This is a genomic window from Actinacidiphila bryophytorum (assembly GCF_016916835.1).
GTDB classification, from domain to species: Bacteria; Actinomycetota; Actinomycetes; order Streptomycetales; family Streptomycetaceae; genus Actinacidiphila; species Actinacidiphila bryophytorum.
In genome coordinates, this window is record NZ_JAFFIX010000029.1 from 63619 (window position 1) to 81398 (window position 17780).

General features: G+C 70.5%; 17 protein-coding genes. 10 read left to right on the forward strand and 7 right to left on the reverse strand.

What is annotated here, in order from left to right; all coding sequences use genetic code 11:
* Positions 1 to 36: 36 nt before the first annotated feature.
* The 3 genes from JT723_RS30530 to JT723_RS30540 are packed head-to-tail and all read right to left on the reverse strand — an operon-like array spanning position 37 to position 2191.
* The gene (locus JT723_RS30530; protein ID WP_205048089.1) at positions 37 to 177 is read right to left on the reverse strand and encodes a hypothetical protein; all 141 of its coding nucleotides are present in this window, start codon (positions 175 to 177) and stop codon (positions 37 to 39) included.
* A 50-nt stretch (positions 178 to 227) separates the two neighbouring features.
* Positions 228 to 1997 (reverse strand): AfsR/SARP family transcriptional regulator, encoded by a 1770-nt coding sequence (locus JT723_RS30535; RefSeq protein ID WP_205048119.1) that lies wholly within the window; start codon positions 1995 to 1997, stop codon positions 228 to 230.
* A 2-nt stretch (positions 1998 to 1999) separates the two neighbouring features.
* A complete protein-coding gene (locus JT723_RS30540; RefSeq protein WP_205048090.1) occupies positions 2000 to 2191 on the reverse strand; it encodes an aroma-sacti cluster domain-containing protein in 192 nt (63 codons plus the stop codon).
* A gap of 550 nt (positions 2192 to 2741) precedes the next feature.
* On the opposite strand from JT723_RS30540, the gene JT723_RS30545 reads away from it, so the two are divergent.
* Together JT723_RS30545 and JT723_RS30550 are read left to right on the forward strand one after the other, a co-directional pair.
* The gene (locus JT723_RS30545; RefSeq protein ID WP_205048091.1) at positions 2742 to 3290 is read left to right on the forward strand and encodes a hypothetical protein; all 549 of its coding nucleotides are present in this window, start codon (positions 2742 to 2744) and stop codon (positions 3288 to 3290) included.
* Between the two features lie 353 nt (positions 3291 to 3643).
* Positions 3644 to 4921 (forward strand): ATP-binding protein, encoded by a 1278-nt coding sequence (locus JT723_RS30550; RefSeq protein WP_205048092.1) that lies wholly within the window; start codon positions 3644 to 3646, stop codon positions 4919 to 4921.
* Between the two features lie 722 nt (positions 4922 to 5643).
* Here JT723_RS30550 and JT723_RS30555 read toward each other — a convergent pair.
* A complete protein-coding gene (locus JT723_RS30555) occupies positions 5644 to 6300 on the reverse strand; it encodes a maleylpyruvate isomerase N-terminal domain-containing protein (protein ID WP_205048093.1) in 657 nt (218 codons plus the stop codon).
* A 115-nt stretch (positions 6301 to 6415) separates the two neighbouring features.
* Between JT723_RS30555 and JT723_RS30560 the strand changes: the two genes are divergently transcribed.
* The 4 genes from JT723_RS30560 to JT723_RS30575 all read left to right on the forward strand — a co-directional run bounded on the left by JT723_RS30560 (position 6416) and on the right by JT723_RS30575 (position 9968).
* Positions 6416 to 7771, forward strand: coding sequence for an SMI1/KNR4 family protein (locus tag JT723_RS30560; RefSeq protein ID WP_240166425.1), 1356 nt, complete (start codon positions 6416 to 6418; stop codon positions 7769 to 7771).
* Between the two features lie 428 nt (positions 7772 to 8199).
* Positions 8200 to 8622 carry a GyrI-like domain-containing protein gene (locus JT723_RS36305; RefSeq protein WP_205048094.1) on the forward strand — a complete coding sequence of 141 codons (423 nt, stop codon included), beginning with the start codon at positions 8200 to 8202 and terminating at the stop codon, positions 8620 to 8622.
* 165 nt (positions 8623 to 8787) lie between these two features.
* Positions 8788 to 9360, forward strand: coding sequence for an alpha/beta hydrolase family protein (locus JT723_RS30570; protein WP_205048095.1), 573 nt, complete (start codon positions 8788 to 8790; stop codon positions 9358 to 9360).
* A gap of 71 nt (positions 9361 to 9431) precedes the next feature.
* Positions 9432 to 9968 (forward strand): 2'-5' RNA ligase family protein, encoded by a 537-nt coding sequence (locus JT723_RS30575; protein ID WP_205048096.1) that lies wholly within the window; start codon positions 9432 to 9434, stop codon positions 9966 to 9968.
* Between the two features lie 36 nt (positions 9969 to 10004).
* On the opposite strand, the gene JT723_RS30580 is transcribed toward JT723_RS30575, so the two are convergent.
* The 3 genes from JT723_RS30580 to JT723_RS30590 all read right to left on the reverse strand — a co-directional run bounded on the left by JT723_RS30580 (position 10005) and on the right by JT723_RS30590 (position 13122).
* Positions 10005 to 10256 (reverse strand): hypothetical protein, encoded by a 252-nt coding sequence (locus JT723_RS30580; protein ID WP_205048097.1) that lies wholly within the window; start codon positions 10254 to 10256, stop codon positions 10005 to 10007.
* Positions 10257 to 10266: 10 nt separating this feature from the next.
* A complete protein-coding gene (locus JT723_RS30585; protein ID WP_205048098.1) occupies positions 10267 to 10638 on the reverse strand; it encodes a hypothetical protein in 372 nt (123 codons plus the stop codon).
* Between the two features lie 108 nt (positions 10639 to 10746).
* Positions 10747 to 13122 carry an ATP-binding protein gene (locus tag JT723_RS30590; protein WP_205048099.1) on the reverse strand — a complete coding sequence of 792 codons (2376 nt, stop codon included), beginning with the start codon at positions 13120 to 13122 and terminating at the stop codon, positions 10747 to 10749.
* Between the two features lie 253 nt (positions 13123 to 13375).
* Between JT723_RS30590 and JT723_RS30595 the strand changes: the two genes are divergently transcribed.
* The 4 genes from JT723_RS30595 to JT723_RS30610 all read left to right on the forward strand — a co-directional run bounded on the left by JT723_RS30595 (position 13376) and on the right by JT723_RS30610 (position 17762).
* On the forward strand, positions 13376 to 15970 hold the full coding sequence (locus JT723_RS30595) for a CHAP domain-containing protein (protein WP_205048100.1): 2595 nt from the start codon (positions 13376 to 13378) through the stop codon (positions 15968 to 15970).
* A 364-nt stretch (positions 15971 to 16334) separates the two neighbouring features.
* Positions 16335 to 16769 carry a nucleoside deaminase gene (locus JT723_RS30600; protein WP_205048101.1) on the forward strand — a complete coding sequence of 145 codons (435 nt, stop codon included), beginning with the start codon at positions 16335 to 16337 and terminating at the stop codon, positions 16767 to 16769.
* A gap of 56 nt (positions 16770 to 16825) precedes the next feature.
* Complete coding sequence (locus JT723_RS30605) at positions 16826 to 17092, forward strand: hypothetical protein (RefSeq protein WP_205048102.1); 267 nt, start codon at positions 16826 to 16828, stop codon at positions 17090 to 17092.
* Positions 17093 to 17204: 112 nt separating this feature from the next.
* Positions 17205 to 17762, forward strand: a complete 558-nt coding sequence (locus JT723_RS30610) for a pyridoxamine 5'-phosphate oxidase family protein (protein ID WP_205048103.1) — start codon at positions 17205 to 17207, stop codon at positions 17760 to 17762.
* Positions 17763 to 17780: the final 18 nt, after the last annotated feature.

Consider the following 17780-nt stretch of genomic DNA (forward strand, 5'->3'; position numbering starts at 1 on the left):
CCGGCAGGAACTGCCGTCGGCCGGGTCACCAGTTGATCAGAGCTCGGAGCTGTTGTTCGTGACGCACCAGTCGGGCTCGACAACGCCCTCTTCGCCCAACTCGTGGGCGACGACCTCGACCTCCTCGGTCTCGGTGGCCTCGGTCTCGGCGCTCTCCGGGTTCACTTCCTCGGGCATGAGGTCCTCCTTCGCTTCGGCGGCGTCCGCGACACCGCCCCAGAAGGAAGCTATGAGGCCCCGGTATGCCAACGACTTTCCACCGGTTCGAAAACGGTATGACGCCCGCTCACGAACACCGCGAAGGGAAGCCGGGGCATTTCGTACCGCACGGTGTCCGCGGCCCCCTCTCCGCCGACGACGGTGAGGATGCCGGCCTCCAGCAGCGTCTCCAGCAGCCGGATCGCCGTACCGGTCTCGGCCTCCAGGACCGCGGCCGCCTGCTGGAGCGTGAACACGGGCTCCGCCAGGGTGCCCAGCCGGAACACCGCCCGGTGCGCGGGTCCCGGCAGGTCCCCGATCGCCTCGGTCAGCCGGGAGCGTACCGCCGGATCGCTCCCGCACAGCTCGTCCACCAGACCGCCGGGATCCGCGATCCGGGCCGCGTACTCGCGCAGCGGCACATGGCGCAGGAACGCCATCCGCTCCGCCGCCAGCCGCACCCCGAGCGGCAGCAGCCCGCACGCCGCGACCACGCGCTCGGCGGACTCCCGGTCCGCGGTCACCCGGTCAGAACCGATCACCCGCCCGAGGAACTGCAGCGCCTCGGCCGGGGTGAAGGTGGACAGCCGGACCCGGTACGCGCCCTCCAGACCGGTCAGCGCCGGCCGGGCCGTGACGATGACCGCGCTCTCCCCGGTCTCCGGCAGCAGCGGACGCACCTCCGACTCCCGCCGGGCGTCGTCGAGGACGACCAGCGCCCGGCGCTGGGAGAGCCATGTCTGCCACTCCCGCCGCGGGTCGGCCCGCCCACCGGGCGTCCTCGCCCTGGCGAACGGCAGCTGGGACACCGCGTCCTCCAACGGCCGCAACCTGCCGTCCTCGCCGCGCAGCCGGACGAAGACACGGCCGTCGGAGAAGTGGTCGCCGAGCCGGTGCGCCACCCGTATCGCCAGCGCCGTCTTCCCGGCGCCGAGCGGTCCGCTCACCACCACCGGCCCGCTGCGCCCGCGGATCAGCACGTCCGCCACCTCGTCGGCCTCCGACTCCCGCCCCGTCAGGTTCGGCAGATCCCACGGCAGCAGGTTCGGCGCGTGCGACCGCTCCCGGCGCGGCACTGCGGACCGGGGCTCGGTGTCCTCCTGTTCGCGCAACATCGACTGGTAGAACCGCCCCAGCGCCGGGCTCGGCGGCAGCCCCAGCTCACGGGCGAGGGCCTGGCGCAGGTCGTCGTACACCGCCAGCGCCTCGGATCGCCGCCCCGCCCGGCACAGCGCGGTCATCTGCGCCATCCGCAGGCGCTCCCGCAGCGGATGGCGCTGCGCGATCTCGGTGAGCCGCTCGATCGCCGCGGCCCCGGCGCCCGCCGCGATCTCCGCCTCCGCCCAGTCCTCCGAGACCTCCAGGAAGCGCCGCTCGAGCCGCCGCGCGGCATCCCCGATCGGCGGAACACCACGGAACCCGTCCAGCGCCGGCCCGCGCCACAGGTCGAGCGCCTCGGTCAGCGAGCCGACCCGGGCCCGCTGTAAGAAGGAGAGCGCGTCCAGTTCGTCAGGGGACGCCTGGAGTACGTAGCCGCCGCGCTGATGGACGATCCGCGAACCGGTCCCCCCGTCCAGCAGCCGGCGCAGCGCGGACACGTACACCTGGATGTTCTTGCGGGCTGTCCGCGGCGGATCGTCCGCCCACAGCGCCTCGACCAGCACGTCCGACGAGACCCGCGCGTTGGCGTGGGCCAGCAGGGTGGCCAGCAGCGTCTGCTGCTTCCTCGATCCCGGGTCCACCGGGAAGCCGTCCCGGAGCACCTGTAACGGACCGAGGATCCCGAAGCTCACGCCCATCGTCACGCCAGCTTGATGGCAGTGGAGTGACCCTCGACCTCGGCGTCCGCGACCGCGTCCAGCCTCAGTTTGACGGAGTTGAGGACGGCGACCTCGTCCTCCGTGAGCTGCGCCAGCACATCGCGCTGCGCATCACTCAGCAGATCGACCGGATTGCCGGCCTGCCGCAGGGACGCGAGGGGATCGAAGTCCATGGTTGCCTCCAGTGTCGTATGTCGGCATGTCATGTACGGAGCCAGCTCAAAGTACGTTCGCAGACGAACAGTTCCCGGAGGCCGACCGATTTTCCCCCCGGAGGGTCGGACTCCGGCACACCGAGGCATGCGCAAGCGCAGCTTCGGGCGGTACGTCCCCCTTCTTCCTATGATGTTCCGGTCAATACCACGGCATGTGACAGTATCGTGACGCGTTCATGCTGACGTCGTTTCCGGGGTGGTGGCAAGAGGTGAACCGGGGGGACGTGAACCGGTGCAAAGCGCCCCCGCTGGTACAGCGGGGACGCTTTGCGAGCCGGCAGCCGACCGCGGCGCCCCCCGCCCGGAACCGGACCGTCCGGCCCACCCGTCGGCGGCCCGGCGGCGACCCGGCGGCCGCTCGGCTTACCGGGGCGCCCGACAGCGGTAGGCGCCGCACCCGCCACGACGATCAGCGGCATCCTCCCGGGGTGACCGGCGCTCGGGGAGCAGGCCGCGCGACGTGAAAACAGCTGCGCAGGTCGGATGCAGCGATGCGACACTGCCCTGTATGACCCGGCCAGAGCTGTCCGAACTCGATTATCTGCGCGAGATCGAACGGCTCGCCAAAGCTGTCACCTCCGTGGCCGCGGGCGAGCCCTGGTACGCCACCGGCACCGAAGGTGAAGGGCCGCTCCAACGCAGCGTCAACACTCTGGGCCGGGCGCTGCGGCACTACCACTTCCCCCTGGACGGATGTCTGGAGGAAGAGGCGCACCGCCCAGAAGTCCCCCTCGCCGCCGTGGCCGTCATCCGCCCCGAGGCCATGCCTATCGCCATCGACGAGACCTACCCCCAGGCCTGTGCTCGGCTGGGAGTAGAAGCGCGCCCCGAGGGATGGGCGCTGTGGAACACCTGGGCCGACGGCGACGCGAAGGTCACCATGGTCGTCTCCGCCGTGGACACCACCGAGGGCCTGCTCACCAACTGGGCCAAGGGCAGAAACCTGCTCCCCGTCATGCCTCTGCCCTCCCAGATCGCCCAAGTCCACGCAGGCTGGACCGGCTGGGCCTCGATCTTCTCCCCCTACGGCAAAAGGAAACTCGGCCTCAACGGATAGGCGGCGAAGCCGCCGAGACAGGCCGCTACGGGACGGCAGCGCAGGACTTCCGCGTAGTCGGACGGCGTCCGGTTCGTGACGGGAGGTCAGAAGCCTGGTGGGGTGGCAGGCGAAGCGAAGCAGGCACGGCGTCCAAGATCATGGAGTTTTCGATGCGCCGTGATCCCGGCGGAAGACCGTGCGTGCCGACGCATCATCCCCCATACCTGCTCCACACGGCGGCCGAGGCGTGCCTTGGCACTCGCCGTTGCTCCCCTCCTCAGCGGCTCGGGCGTGGAAACAGGTCAGCCGCATGTCGTCGCATCTGCCCAACTTGCCTGACTCAAGGAAGGTTGCCCACTACTATCTCTTTAATGGACCCTCGTCGATCCCCGTATACCCCCAACCCAGGGACCCCACCAGCTCTACTGGCGGGACGCGCCGACATTCGGGAGAATTTTGAAATCGCACTGGACCGCCTATCGATGGGAAGATCGGCAAATATACCCATAATCACCGGGGGTCGCGGGTCGGGAAAGACGGTTATATTCGACTCCTTAGTCAATTCCGCGCGCAATAAGGGTTGGTTCGTTGCCGCAGAGGAAGCCATTCCAGGTCGAGACTTCAAGACACTCATTGCGATAATGGCGCATGAGACCTTGAAGGAGATGAGCGCTCGCCATCGAGTGTCGGAGCAGATCAAGAGGGCATTCGGAATACTCAAGGCTTTCGCCTCGATTTCCGTCGGTGGAATACGGCTAGATATAGACGTAGATGCCGTTACCGGGACTGCTGACACGGGAATTATCGAACGAGATATCCGGCAGCTCATACTTGAACTGGGGAAGCTTGCGCGTTCGCATTCCACGGGAGTTTTGTTTGCGCTGGATGAGGCACAAGCTGTTCCGCAAGAGCAGTATTCAGTGCTGGATTCGGCTCTGCATGCAGCCGCCCGCACCGGTCTGCCACTTTCATTCCTAGCCGCTGGCCTTTTTCCTTCTTGGCAGGTGACGGGAGAAGGAGCCGACCGGGACCCATTTAGCACTACGACACCCGCCAGCCGTAGCGGAGTCCTCCGTTACATCAGGCTTGAGCCGCTTAATCAACTGGAATCCCGTCGCGTTCTCGAACTTCCCGCAGAAGCAGAAGGTGTGGCCTGGAAAGGCGATTCCCTCGAACGAGCGACACAATTCTGCGAGGGAAGCCCGTGGATGCTTCAAATGGTGGGCGAAATGGCGTGGGCGACGGCCTCAGGCGAACACATTCGGTCCAGCGATGCACTAGTAGCAATCAGCGAAGTGGACAAGCGCCTCGGAGAGTGGTTCATTCCCAGACTCCTGCGCCACCTCTCAGATGCGGACATTGCCGTTTTGAACGCCATCGCCAAGGCGGGTGGGCGAAATGTTCACGCTGGAACGCTGTTCGGACAGCTCCCGTTCAATCCCCGCGGCTCGTTGATTGAAATGGCCCGTCAGGATCTCATAGAAATATTCTGGCCTTACGACCGACCCGGCCTCAGAAGAGACCGAGCCCATTTCAATATCAGCATTACCGTACCAGGGCTGACCCGACATGCGGTGAAGTTTGCGCAAAGCCGTCTGATCGATGATGCGGACTGGTCGATGCCGCCAAATGCGGGAAATGGAGAATAGCTTATATCGCGAGGCAATAGCGCCCCATAGAGTTCCAATATGTAGCCGGGTGCGCGCAGGTCACCTCAGCCATTGTGCAGCAGAGCTTCGGGGTAGTCGGACGGCGTCCGTGACGGTGGCGACCTTGATTCTTCCCTGGAGCGGGATGTCCTCCCATGGCAGGGACTTGTGTTGCGCACGGAGCTTCTTAGCGTTGCCCTTGACAGGCCGTCAGGGTGAGCACGACGGCCAGAGCGTGGCGCACGCCGCGAGGATTATGCGGGTCGGGGACGCCGGTGAGACACTCCAGCAGCCCTGGTACTTCAGTCGGGGCGGGTGCGCGGAGTCCCGGAGTTGGTCAAGGGCGGCAGGGATCGCGGACGATGCCCAGATCCATCATGTTTCTGACTTCTCGTCAGGAAACGGATGTCCGCCTATGTCGAGGCCCTGGACAGCAGCGGCTTGTACGTGGGAAGGACCGAGTTTCACCCTTACGACGACAAGCTCTGGATGTACGGCACCCAGCCCCCGCCAGGGGGTCTGGTGCACGATCGAGTTACGTCTTGACCTGCACCAGACCCGGGCAATACAGCTAGCACGCCGCTGCGTGGCGGCAGAGCTGCTGCCGCTCGCCGTCACGGATCCGGACCGCGGTCGGTTCCCGGTCGTGCACGGCGATGCCCTGGGCACGGAAGAAGTCGAGCACGGCCTGACCTTCCGGGGCCGTGGCGTGGGTACGGCGGTCAGCCGAGGACGAATGGAAGTCTCGCGGCCAGCTCGCCCAGGTCGGACTTCTCCGCGTCGGTCGGGGGACGCCGTCCCGTGCCGACCAGCAGTGCGTCCTTGTCCGGGAAGGACGCGGGGAACGCGGCCCCGGCGATCTTCTCCAGCAGCTCGCGTGAGCGGGCGAGACCCTCCGCGGGGGGCTCGGCGACGTCGGCCAGGTGCGCGGCCAGGTCGAGGTGGTGCAGCGTCCACTCCAGGACGTACGCGGCGAGGTAGTCGCCCGCGGTGAGGACCTCGTCACGGGTGCTGACCCGAAGGGCCGGATCGGCGAATTCGGCCGCGCGACCGGCGGCGGAACCGACGTCGTCCAAGTGGAACTTGAGCAGCCACGGCTCCTCGTACGCGGCGGCCAGCCGGACGATCAGCGCGTCGAGCGGATCGTCGCCGGTCGGCGGCGTATCGGCGACCTCCCAGTAGCTCACCGCGTCGCGGGTCGGTTCCGAATCGGCCGGGGTCACGAGGGTGATCAGGACGTCCTGGGCGTCGATGACCAGGTGGCACACCAGATCGCGAACGAGCCAGCCGGTACAGCCGGACGGCTGTGCGAAGTCCTCGTCCGCAAGGTCGGCGACCGCCGTACGCAATGCTGCCCAAGAGCGTGAGAAGAGATCCACGGCCGCAAGGTAACAGCACCGGCCCACTGGTGGCCGGTTCCCTGGCATCCGCGACGGGGCTCCGCCGGCGCAGCAGGCCGCCTCCGTTGGCAGTGGCTGCTTGTACGGTCGGCACATGGTTGATCAGAACACCCCCTTGTCGTCTGTCAGCGACTTCACGGCCTGGGAGCCGGTGCTGCGGCTCATACTGGGGGACGACGCGGAGCGGCGTGCCGGGCGGTCGGCCCGGGTGGCAGGACGCATCTTTCAGTCCGGGTGGAGCATGTCCTATCGCGGCTCCATGACGCCGACGGCTCGGACTGCCGTGCAGAACATACAGGCGGCGCTGGCGCGCGGCGGAGTCCAGGAGGCCGCGTTCAGCGCGGAGGCCCGACCGGATGGACGGACCACGCTCGGCCTGGTCTGGCCGAGCCCGGCCGTGGAGCCCGTTTACGCCTATGCGGGCCTGGGGGTGCTCCTGCTGGCCGACGGCGCCCTTCCCGCGCCCTGGCTCCACCACCCCGTTCCGGCGCCCGGAGCGGTACCGGCGCCGTCGGCGGATCCGGAGCTGCTGGAGCGGACGCTCCGCGAACGGCTGCCCGACGCCCTGGGCGCGACGGAGGAGGAGATCGCCGCCGCCGAAGCGCGCCTCGGCGTCACGCTGCCCGATGAGCTCAAGGTGCTCTGCCGGGTGGCAGGAGGGAACTGGGAGAATGACTTCGAGACGGCGCGACTCGTCGACAAGGCGGTCGGCTGCGAACCCTTCGGCGTGGAGCACCTGTTCAGCCTCGACGCGGCGTCCCGATGCCTGGGCTGGGACCTCGGCGCGACGATGGCGATCTGCACCCGGCCCGACGCCGCCGTGCAGGACCTGGCCGGCTCACCGGGCTGGATCGGCTTCGGCACCAACGGCGGCGACATATTCGCGGTCGACCTGACCCCGGGCCCGCGCGGCCGAGTCGGGCAGATCATACTCGCCAGTCACGAGGAGACCCTCGGCGCCGAACCCGTGGCCGATTCCCTCACCGACTTCGTTCTGGGCCGGGTACAGGAAGAACGCCCCGACCGCCGTGAAGACGAACTTCCGGTCGTGGCCAGGGTCGGCACCGGACACCTCGAGACGGTCCAGGCCGCCGCCCACCCCGCCCTGGAAGTCCTCACCCTCGACCCTTGCGACGGCGCACCGTTCCACCTCGCACCCGTCGCCGGGCTCCCCCGCCTGCGTACCCTCACCGCCATGCCCGGCACGCTGGCCGACCCCCTGGATGTCGCCGGGCTCACCGCACTCGAGTTCCTGGAACTCGGCGCCCAGGACTGGCGTGTCCTGCTGGACGCCGGAGCCGTCCCGCGCACTCTCAAAGCCGCAGCCGTTGCGGCGCAGCACCAGGACTACCTGTCCGCCGTGGCCCTCGCCAACGAGATCCTGGCCCTCTGGGACCGGCCCCAGATCGTACAGACGCTCCTTGAGGGAGACCTCGGCCCCGCGGCCTGATCGGACTCGGCGATTCGAGAGGACCGGCAGGGCCGCCCATACCGGGGCAGGCGGTCGCCCGATTCGGGTCGGTGCGGACCTTGCCGAGCACACGCCGGTTGGCGGCAACGCCACCCACGGAGATCGTGAGGGACTCGCGGTCACAACCCGCGTGGGCAAGATGTTTCAAGCCATCGCCGAGCAGCATCGAGGCCGGACCGTCGCCGTCATCGACCACTTCGCCAGCCTCACAGTCGGACGGCTCCGACTGGCACTGCCCCTCATGGCCAGACGCCCACTGACGTGCTGCAACCCGCCGTATCAGCTACTTGATGAGTAGGTCAGGAGAAGCAAGCATCGGCGACAGAGCCGAGAGGGTCGGGGTCGACCGCCCAGGGCCGTACGCGGGCATCGCCGGGCGATGCGTGCCTTCGAGGAAGTGAGACACCGTGAAGGTGTACGACGTCAAACGCGAGCGGAAAGACTTCTACGCCCCCAAGAACACCGCGTGGGCGATAGTCGACGTTCCCGAGCAGCAGTTCATCGCCGTCGACGGAGCAGGCAACCCCAACACGGCTCCCGCCTACGCCAGCGCGGTCCAGGCTCTCTACGTGGTCGCTTACACCCTCAAGTTCGCCGTCAAGCGCTCGGCGACCGGCGACCACGAGGGCCGCAGCGCCCAGGTCCTGCACATCGGCTCGTACGACGACGAGGCACCCGTGCTGCACGAACTCCACCACACCTACCTCGCCGCCCAGGGCCTGCGGCCGTCGGGCCTGCACCATGAGGTCTACCTCAGCGACCCCCGCAAGACCGCCCCCGAGAAGCTGAAGACCGTTCTGCGTCAGCCCGTCGAGGACCTTGCCGGATAACCCTCCAGGTCAGGCGCTCGCCAGAGGCGAGGCTGCGGCCCTCGCGGGACAGGACGAACCCTCGGGAGGCTTTGATGGTGCATCAACTTGATCATCACTGCGTCGCGGGAACGGTGCGGAGCGGGGGGTGTGATCGTCCGGGAGGCGCACGGGTAACCTCCCGTTGTGATCGACTCTCTGTCTCCGCGTGCCGTGGTCGTGCTGCCTGGCGGGTTGGGCGGCCCGTTCGCCCCGCTTCCGTTGTTCGCGACCTCCGCTGCCGCGGCGCGCGGCGCGCAGGTGCATCGTGCGTGGTGGGAAGCACCGGCTGGTCTTCAGCATTCGGAGCGTTCCGAGTGGGTCGCGCCGCGGGCGACGCCGGTGCTTGACGAGGCGGCAGCTGCTGTTCCCGGAGGATCAGTCTTCGTCGTCGGCAAGTCGCTGGGGAGCGCCGCGGCCCCGCTCGTGGCCGAACGCGGCTTCTCGGCTGTGTGGCTGACCCCGCTCCTCACCGATCCGCTGGTAGTGGCGGGGCTTCGCGCCGCCCGAGCTCCGTTCCTGCTCGTAGGCGGAACGTCGGATGCGTTGTGGGACGGACAGGTCGCGCGCGAGCTCACGCCTTTCGTGCTCGAAGTCGACGGCGCGGATCACGGGATGGAGGTTCCGGGACCCCTCGCTGCTTCCGCAGCCGTGCTCGGCCAGGTAGCCACCAGGATTGAGCAGTTCCTCGACGAGACCGTGTGGCCCCGATCGCGCTGAAGCCCTCCGGCAGTGTCCCCGGACGTCCAATCGGTTCGCCGGCAGTCCCGCTGTGCTGATAGACACGTGCGATGGATGACGACGACCCGCGCGGGCTCCCAGCGGGGCAGTCGGGGCTGATCGTGAGGGTCCCGGAAGCGGAGTCCGTCGTGGGGGCGTGGCGTGATCGGCTCGACCCTTCCGCCCGTGCCGGCGTCCCGGCTCATGTCACCGTGCTCTTCCCCTTTCTCGACGCGGGTCGGATCGACCAGGAGGTCTGTGCCGCGCTCGGCGAGGTGCTGGGCGAACACCGGTCCTTCCAGGCCAGGTTCGACCGCTGCGGGCGGTTCCCCGGTGTGCTCTACCTCGCTCCCGATCTGGGGGATCACTTCCAGCGCCTCACCGAGGCAATCGCCAGGCTGTGGCCCGAATGCCCGCCGTTCGGGGGACAGTTCGCCGAGGTGGTCCCGCATCTGACCGTTGCCCAGGGGCAGGACGAGGGTGTGATGGAGATGGTCGAGATGGACCTGCGCACTGCTCTTCCCGTCGTCGCGCAGGTCTCGTCGGTCGACCTGTTCGTCCACGACGGGAGGCGGTGGCGGAGTCGGGCCGCCTTCCCCCTGGCGTAGGTCCCCGTCCTCCCCCGGCGGCCGGAGGCCGTTCTCTCAGAACTTGCCGGCTATCGCGGCCGCACCGACGCCGCCGACCGCGATCAGCAGGATGAACGTGACGGTGTGCCAGACGAGGATCCGGTTGCCCTCCGGGCCTGGGAAGCTCTGCTCCCGGCTGCCCATCTGTGCCCATTCCTCCGGGTGTTCGGCCGAGAATGCGCGGCGGACGGGGACGGCGCGGCGCAACCAGTACGCGAGGTTGCCGCCGAGTGCCGCCACGACGAGGACCCACCAGGCGATCAGCATGGGCGGCAGCCTAGCGGCGTGCGGGTGGTGCCAGGGAGGAACCCTTCCGCCCGGGCTGCGTCCTCCATCGCTCCAGCAGCAGGACGTTTGCGACGGCCGCTGCGGTGAAGAGGGCGACGTCGAGGGTGCCGCTGGCCGCGGTCAGCCAGGCTGCGTCGCTGCCGTCCGCGCGGGTGGCCGCCAGCAGGAGGCCGCCCACGCCCTTGAGGGCCGCGTATCCGCCGTAGACGAGCACGGTCGCCGCGAGGCCGCACGGCAGGGTGAGGACGATCGCCACGCCGTACGGCCAGCCCGTGCCGCGTACCGCGCCGGTGGTGGCCAGGCCCGCCACCGTGAGGACGTACAGCGCCTCGGCGGAGCGGAGTACGGAGGGTCGGTTCATCGGGGGCCTTCCCGTCAGGTGTCGGGAAACAGTGTCGGGCACGGCCGCCGGGTGCTCACCCAGGGCGCGGAGGCGACGATCGGGGGGCTCGGTCCCCTGGTGACGGCGTCAGGCGCCCTGGACGTCGTGGAGCCGCCGGCGTACCGCGGCCGCCCGGTCGTGGCCGATGTCGGTGAAGAGGGTCAGGGCCTCGGTCCAGGCGGCCTGAGCCTGGGGGTGGCGGCCGGCGGCCAGGAGGGCCTGGCCCCAGCCGTCGGACGCGTCGGCGAGGAGGTACTTGTCGCCGACCGAGCGGGCCAGGTCGACGGTGTCGCCGTAGCCGCGGACCGCTCGCTCGACCTCGCCGCGTGCCAGGTAGACCGCGGCCAGGTGGCTGAGCAGGCTCACGCGGCCGCGGCGGTCGCCGACCTTCGTGCCGTCGGCCCGGGCTGCCTCGGTGACGGTCTGGTTGTCCTGCATCGACAGCATGAAGTAGTGCTCGGCCTGGTCGAGGTCGCCGGTCTCCTGGTGGATGCAGCCGAGCAGCCGGTAGGCGGTTCCGCGGCCGCCGATCGCGCCGGAGCGCTCGAAGACCTCCAGGGCCTGCGTGTACGCCGCGATGGCCTGCTCGTAGTCCTTGCGGTCGCAGGAGACCTCGCCGAGGTTGAGCAGCACCGGCCCCATGCGCACCCAGTCCCCCAGTTCGCTGAGGATCGCGTGGGCCTCGCGGTAGCGGCGCTCGGCCTCGTCCAGCCGTCCCAGGAACCGCAGGGCCAGGCCGAGGCCGCCGGTGACGCGGGCTTCCACGGCGCGGTCGCCGAGCGCCCGGGCGGCGTCCACGGCGTACTCGTGGGCGGCGACGGAGTCGGCGAAGCGGTAGTGCAGCGCTGCGGCGAACTTCTGTGCGACGGCCAGCCGCCAGACGGCCTCGTGCAGTCCCAGGTCCCGGGCGGCGTGCTGGACCGCGATCAGGTTGTGCCACTCGTGGCCGAACCACCCCAGCGCCTCGTCGTAGGAGGCGAAGGTCATCGGGGGGTGCTCGCAAGGCCGGTCGGGGGCGGGGAGGTCAGGGGTGTCGACGGCCTTCGCGGCGTTGTAGGCCGAGTGCAGGAACCACCAGCACAGGCGGCCCACCGCGGCGTCGCCCTCGTCGGTGTGCTCGGCCGCGGCCGCCTGTGCGGCGAATCCGCGCAGCAGGTCGTGGAGTTCGTACCGGCCGGGGGTCTTCTGCTGCAGCAGGTACTCGTCCTGGAGCAGTTCCAGCAGCGTGTCCGCCTCGTGGGCGGTGATGTCCGCCATGGCCGCGACCGCGGGAACGGTGTAGTCGACGCCGGGATGGCGGCCCAGCAGGCGGAAGACCCGCTGGGCCTGCGGGGGCAGTCCCCGGTAGGAGAGGTCGAAGACGTCCCTGAGCGTTCTGCTGCCCAGGGCGGTCGCGTCCGCGACGTCGCCGCGCAGCCGGTCGGCCATGTACGCCAGTGTCCAGGCGGGCCGCGAGCGCAGGCGGCCGGCGGCCAGGGCCACGGCCAGCGGCAGGCACCCGCACAGCTCGACGATCCGCGCGGCGGCCGCCGCCTCGGCGGCGACCCGCTCGGCGCCGACGATCCGCTGCAGCAGCGCCGTGGCCTCGGCGCGGCTGAACACCTCAAGGGGGAACAGCGTCGCGCCGTCGACCGCGGCCAGGCTGCGGCGGCTGGTGATCAGGACCAGGCAGCTGGGACCCGCCGGGATCAGGTCCCTGACCTGCTTCTCGTCGGCCGCGTCGTCCAGCAGGACCAGGGCCTGGCGGCCGGACATCCGGTTGCGGAACATCGCGGCGCGCTCGTCCACGCCGTGGGGCACCTGCTTGGCGGGGACGCCCAGTTGGCGCAGGAAGGTGCCCAGGACCTCGACCGGGTCCGCGGGTTCGCGCTCGGGGTCGAAGCCGCGCAGGTTCACGTACAGCTGCGTCTCGGCGAACCGCCCGGCGGCGACGAGCCGGTGCGCGAGATGCACGGCCAGTGCCGTCTTGCCGACCCCGCCCATCCCCTCGATCGCGGAGATCACCACGGTGCGCCCCTGGTGCGGTGCCGCGTCGAGGGCGTCGGCGAGCGCCCTCAACTGCTCCTCGCGGCCGGTGAACGTCGCAAGGTCCGCCGGTAACTGCCGGGCGGCGTCCGCCACTTCGCCGCCGCGCGCCTGGGCCTGCACCCGCACACAGGCCGCGCGCCACCGGGCGACGGCCTGTTCCCCCAGCCCCAGTGCCCGGACGGTGGCGGTGACCAGGTCGATGTCCAGCCGGCGGCGCCGGGCCTGGAACAGGTCGCCGATCGTCGTGTGCGCCACCACCTGCGGCGGCTTCAACGCCGGCCCGACCGCCTTGGCCAGAGCCCGGTACGACGGCGCCCCCGCCCACAGCCGAAGGCGCCCCAGCGCCTCGATGAAGTCGCCCAGATCGAGGGCTTCCGAAGGATCCGGAGCCGCCCCTTCAGCTGCCTCCACCATCCACTCCAAGCCGTCCCCCATGCCCGGCTGCCCGCCGGATCGCAGCCAGTGTACGGACTTGTACGGGGTACGGGACTTCGCCGGCCGGCACCGCGGACGATCGGAGTACCGGACCGACAGGCCGGCGTCCCGGACCGACAGGCCGGCGCGTCCCGGGCTGCCCGGCCGCCGTGACCCGCGAGCAGGGCCGCCGCGCACCACAACCAGGGCTTCCACGCCTGCCGTTGCGCCCGCGAACCGTCCTTGTCACCTATCAGCGTCTGAGGAGACGTCCATGCTTCGCACGTCCCGGATCCTGTCTGCCGCCGTCGTCGCGGCAGCCTTGGCCGTCCCGCTGGGGGTGATGCCCGCGGCCCAGGCTGCGGGCTCCGCCGGCCCGGGGCCGGCCGCCCACACCGCGTCCGCGCCGGCGCGCCACACCATGACCGTGGACGGCGTCGCGCTCACGGTCGCCAACCCCGGCATGCCGGTCGGCGCGACCTTCGCGGCCCGGCCCGGTGACTCGGTGCAGAGCGCCTCGGCCGAGGCGACCGGGCCTTTCCGGTTCTTCTCGGTCACCGCGGTGCCCTTCGGCGAGCGGCTGCCCAAGTCCGACTTCCCGGTCGCCCGGTCCGGCGGCGCCGCCGGCTGGCGGTCGGTCGGCGGCGCCTCGGCCGCAGGTCCGGTCGCGACGCTTTTCGGGCAGAAGGTGACCGGTCAGGTCCGGCACGAGACCGACGGCGCCAGCAGGCTCCTGACGGTGCAGTGGGTCGTCGAGGCGGGCGACCGCATCTGGGTGGTGCGCGCCGAGCACGCCGAGCCGGACGTACCCGCCGGTTTCGCCACCGGCATCGCGCTGGCCTCCGCGGACCTGGCCGCCCCGACGACCGTCGACGTCACCGCCGCCAACGCCGGAGCCCAGCCGCACGCCGAGGCAGCGGCCACGCCCGCGACGTCGGGCGACCCGGTGATCTCCTTCGGGTCGCTGCCCGCGCCTCCGTCGAGCTACTGGAACCACGGCGGCGGCACCTGCGACAACAGCAAGTACGGCCTGCTCAACGAGAAGATCGCCGACGTGCAGGTCTGCGGTTACAGCAATGGCGACGACCGCGCGACGGGCTGGGGCAGCAACGAGTGGGAGTGCGCGGAACTCCCCTTGCGCTACGCCATCCAGCGCTGGGGCCTGACCTCGAACGACGGCGGCGACGGCAAGGACCAGGCCGACAACCTCAAGGCAGCGCTCAACGCGATCCACCCCGGGCGTTTCGTGCTGCGCGGCAATGCGCTGTCCGACCACACCGCCCCGCAGCCCGGCGACGTGATCAGCTACTACGACAGCGGCGCCGGCCACACCGGCATCGTCATCGCCAGCCACGTCGACTCCAGCGGCAACGGCTCGATCGACATGGTGCACGAGAACTGGAACGAGGTGCCCTCCACGCCCGGCGAGTGGGACGGCATCCCCGTCAGGAACGGCGTGGTCGAGAACGTCCTCGGCGGCTCCGGTGACGTGCACTGGATGCACGACTCGGCGTGGACGCCGATCCCGCCCGGCTTCGGTGTCACCATCGACGCCAACGGTGCGCCCGCGGCGGGCCAGACCGTCTCCGGCACGGTCAACCTCACGGGCATGGCGAGCGCGTCCGGCTACATCACCACCGGCCGGTACGTGATCACCGGCCCGAACGGCTACAACACCGGCCAGTTGACCCCCTCGGCGGGCGGCGCGTCGAACTACCCCTATGCCTGGAACACGGCCGGGCTGGCCGGCGGCACCTACCAGATCTCCTTCGTCGCGCACGAGATCGACGGCCAGGACCACACTTACGGGCCGGTCGGCGTGAAGATCTCCGCGATGCCCCGCAGCAGTTCCTCGGGCCTGACGGCGATGCCCGGCGGCGGATACACCACGGCCTGGCGGGGCGCCGACGGGCGGCTGTGGGTCGGCACCGGCAGCGGAACCAACATGGCCCAGCCCGCAGACCCCTGGCTGCTCGGCGTCGCGCCCGGCACCAAGCCGTCCATCGCCACGCTGGCCGACGGCAGTTGGGTCACCGCGTGGGTGGGCGGCGACGGAAGGCTGTGGGTCGGCACGGGCAGCGGAACCAACATGGCCCAGCCCGCGGAGCCCTGGCTGCTCGGCGTCGCGCCCGGCACGAGCCCGTCGATCGTCGCCCTGGCGACCGGCGGTTGGGAGGTCGCCTGGAAGGGCGGCGACGGCCGCTTGTGGCTCGGCACGGGCAACGGCACGAACATGGCCCAGCCGGCGGAGCCCTGGCTGCTCGGCGTCGCCGACACGACCAGCCCGTCCCTGGCCGCACTCCCCAATGGCGGCTACGAGGTCGCCTGGAAGGGCGGCGACGGAAGGCTCTGGCTCGGTACCGGCAGCGGAACGAACATGGCCCAGCCTGCCGAGCCCTGGCTGCTCGGCGTCGGCTCCGACGGCAGCCCGTCCAGCCCCTCGCTCGTCATCCTGCCCAACGGCAATTACGAGGTCGCCTGGAAGGGCGGCGACGGCCGGCTGTGGCTCGGCACGGGCAGCGGAACGAACATGGCCGAACCGGCAGAGCCCTGGCTGCTGGGCGTCGCCGACACGACCAGCCCGTCGCTGGCGGCACTGCCGGGCGGCGGCTACGAGGCCGCGTGGAAGGGCGGCGACGGGCGCCTGTGGCTGGGTACCGGCAGCGGCACGTCGATGGCCCAGCCCGCGGAACCCTGGCTGCTCGGCGTCGACACCGACGGCAGCTCCTCCAGTCCCTCCCTCGTCACCTTGTCCGACGGCGGTTACGAGGTGGCCTGGAAGGGCGGCGACGGAAGGCTGTGGCTCGGCAACGGCAGCGGCACGACCATGGGTCAGCCCGCAGAACCCTGGCTTCTCGGCGTCGGGTAGCCGTTGCTGCGATCGAGCCTCGACGGGCCGTGCTCTCCGGGGCTTGATCACAGGGGGTGAGGCGTGCTGCTGACGTGGGGTGAAATCCCTTCACGTCACGCCGGCGGCACTCCTCAACCGCACGTATGGAGGGGCCACAGGGGAGCCCCTCCGTACGTGCGTGTCCGGGCGCCGTCAGGCGCGGCCGGGACCGCCGCTGCGGTCCTCGCCGGTGGTGCGCAGGTACTCCAGGACGGGCGCCGCTATAGCATCCGATCATGGAACGCGGCGTCAACGCCTCGACCGGCTCAGCGGCGGCCGGCTCGCAGGCGCCAGGTGGCCTGGCAGGCGCTCGGCGCGGTGCCGCACACGGGAAGGCAGCGCAATGACCACTTCCGCCGACGAGGAACTCCTGCGGCGTGCCGTCGCGATCGCCGCGCACGCCGTCACCCTGGGCGATGCGCCGTACGGGTCGCTGCTCGCCGGGCCGGACGGCGCGGTTCTGGCCGAGGCGCACAACACGGTGCGCCGCGACGACGACATCAGCGCCCACCCGGAGCTGAAGCTGGCGCGCTGGGCGGCCCGCGAACTGGCTCCCGAGGTGGCCGCGCGCACCACGATGTACACCAGCTGCCAGCCGTGCGGCATGTGCACCGGAGCCATCGCCCGCTCGGGTCTCGGCCGGGTGGTGTACGCCCTGTCGACCGATCAGCTCGTCGCCCTCAACCCCGAGTCCGGGGCCTGGCCCGAGGTCCCGCAGGACGGACCCGCGCTCCTGGCGGAGGCACGGCTGCCGATCGAGGCCTACTACCGGCGGTAGGCACGTCCAGCGGAGGCCACTTGCCCGCCCCGGCGGCGAGCCGCGATGCTGGGCCGGTGCCAGGGCAGGGGAAGCGGAGGCGGGGGCAGGCGGCCGAGAGGCAGCGGCTGGCCGCCCGCACCGCCCCGGACAGGGGGCGGTGGGAGACGGTGTGCGAGACCGGCGACGAGGCCGAGCTGCACGCGCATGTGCACCGCCTCCTGCAGGCCGGGATCGACGCGTCGCTGATGCGGATCGACACGCTGTGCGGCCGTCTGGCGCAGCCGACCGTCTACCGGCTCAGCCGCTTCGTGGCGGACCCCACGGCCGGCCGCGGCGCGTGAGCCCCGGTCACCGGCCGGCCGTACCGACACGCGCGGGGGTCGCGGCCACGCGTGCCGCCGAGCCGGATTCCGTGCGGGCAGTATGTGGCGCGGGAGAGGAAGGAGATCCGTCATGCCGAAACAGGGATCCGCACACACCCCCGCGGGCGAACTCGATGCCCGCTACAGCTCCGCGCTCAATCCGCGTCCGGGCGCCGCGGAGGTCACCGCCACCGAATGGGCAGAGGCCCAGCGGCAGTTGGAGGCCGCGGAGATCTTCTGGCTGTCCACGGTACGCAGCGACGGGCGGCTGCACGTCACGCCGGTGATCGCCGCCTGGCACGAGGGAGTGCTGTACTTCTCCACCGGCCCGCAGGAGCAGAAGGCCAGGAATCTCTCCCATGACGCGCATTGTGCGCTGACCACCGGGGGCAACTCGCTCACCGAGGGGCTCGACCTCGTGGTCGAGGGCACGGCGGTGCGCGTGGAGGATCCTGCGGTCGTCGAGGGGATGATCGGCGCCTACGAGGCGAAGTACGGCGCGCACATCACCTCCCCCGAGGGCACCTTCCACGGCATCGGGGACGCGATCCGCAAGGGTGACGTGGCGGCCTTCGCGGTGGCCCCGTCGACCGCGTACGGCTTCGGGCGCGACGGCGGGGTGTACACCCACACGCGGTGGGCCTTCTGAGAGGCCGACGCGCAAAAC

Coding starts and splice junctions, on each gene's coding strand:
- JT723_RS30530 (WP_205048089.1), bottom strand. CDS start 177: ATGCCCGAGGAAGTGAACCCGGAGAGCGCCGAGACCGAGGCCACCGAG.
- JT723_RS30535 (WP_205048119.1), bottom strand. CDS start 1,997: ATGGGCGTGAGCTTCGGGATCCTCGGTCCGTTACAGGTGCTCCGGGAC.
- JT723_RS30540 (WP_205048090.1), bottom strand. CDS start 2,191: ATGGACTTCGATCCCCTCGCGTCCCTGCGGCAGGCCGGCAATCCGGTC.
- JT723_RS30545 (WP_205048091.1), top strand. CDS start 2,742: ATGACCCGGCCAGAGCTGTCCGAACTCGATTATCTGCGCGAGATCGAA.
- JT723_RS30550 (WP_205048092.1), top strand. CDS start 3,644: ATGGACCCTCGTCGATCCCCGTATACCCCCAACCCAGGGACCCCACCA.
- JT723_RS30560 (WP_240166425.1), top strand. CDS start 6,416: ATGGTTGATCAGAACACCCCCTTGTCGTCTGTCAGCGACTTCACGGCC.
- JT723_RS30575 (WP_205048096.1), top strand. CDS start 9,432: ATGGATGACGACGACCCGCGCGGGCTCCCAGCGGGGCAGTCGGGGCTG.
- JT723_RS30580 (WP_205048097.1), bottom strand. CDS start 10,256: ATGCTGATCGCCTGGTGGGTCCTCGTCGTGGCGGCACTCGGCGGCAAC.
- JT723_RS30585 (WP_205048098.1), bottom strand. CDS start 10,638: ATGAACCGACCCTCCGTACTCCGCTCCGCCGAGGCGCTGTACGTCCTC.
- JT723_RS30590 (WP_205048099.1), bottom strand. CDS start 13,122: ATGGGGGACGGCTTGGAGTGGATGGTGGAGGCAGCTGAAGGGGCGGCT.
- JT723_RS30595 (WP_205048100.1), top strand. CDS start 13,376: ATGCTTCGCACGTCCCGGATCCTGTCTGCCGCCGTCGTCGCGGCAGCC.
- JT723_RS30600 (WP_205048101.1), top strand. CDS start 16,335: ATGACCACTTCCGCCGACGAGGAACTCCTGCGGCGTGCCGTCGCGATC.
- JT723_RS30610 (WP_205048103.1), top strand. CDS start 17,205: ATGCCGAAACAGGGATCCGCACACACCCCCGCGGGCGAACTCGATGCC.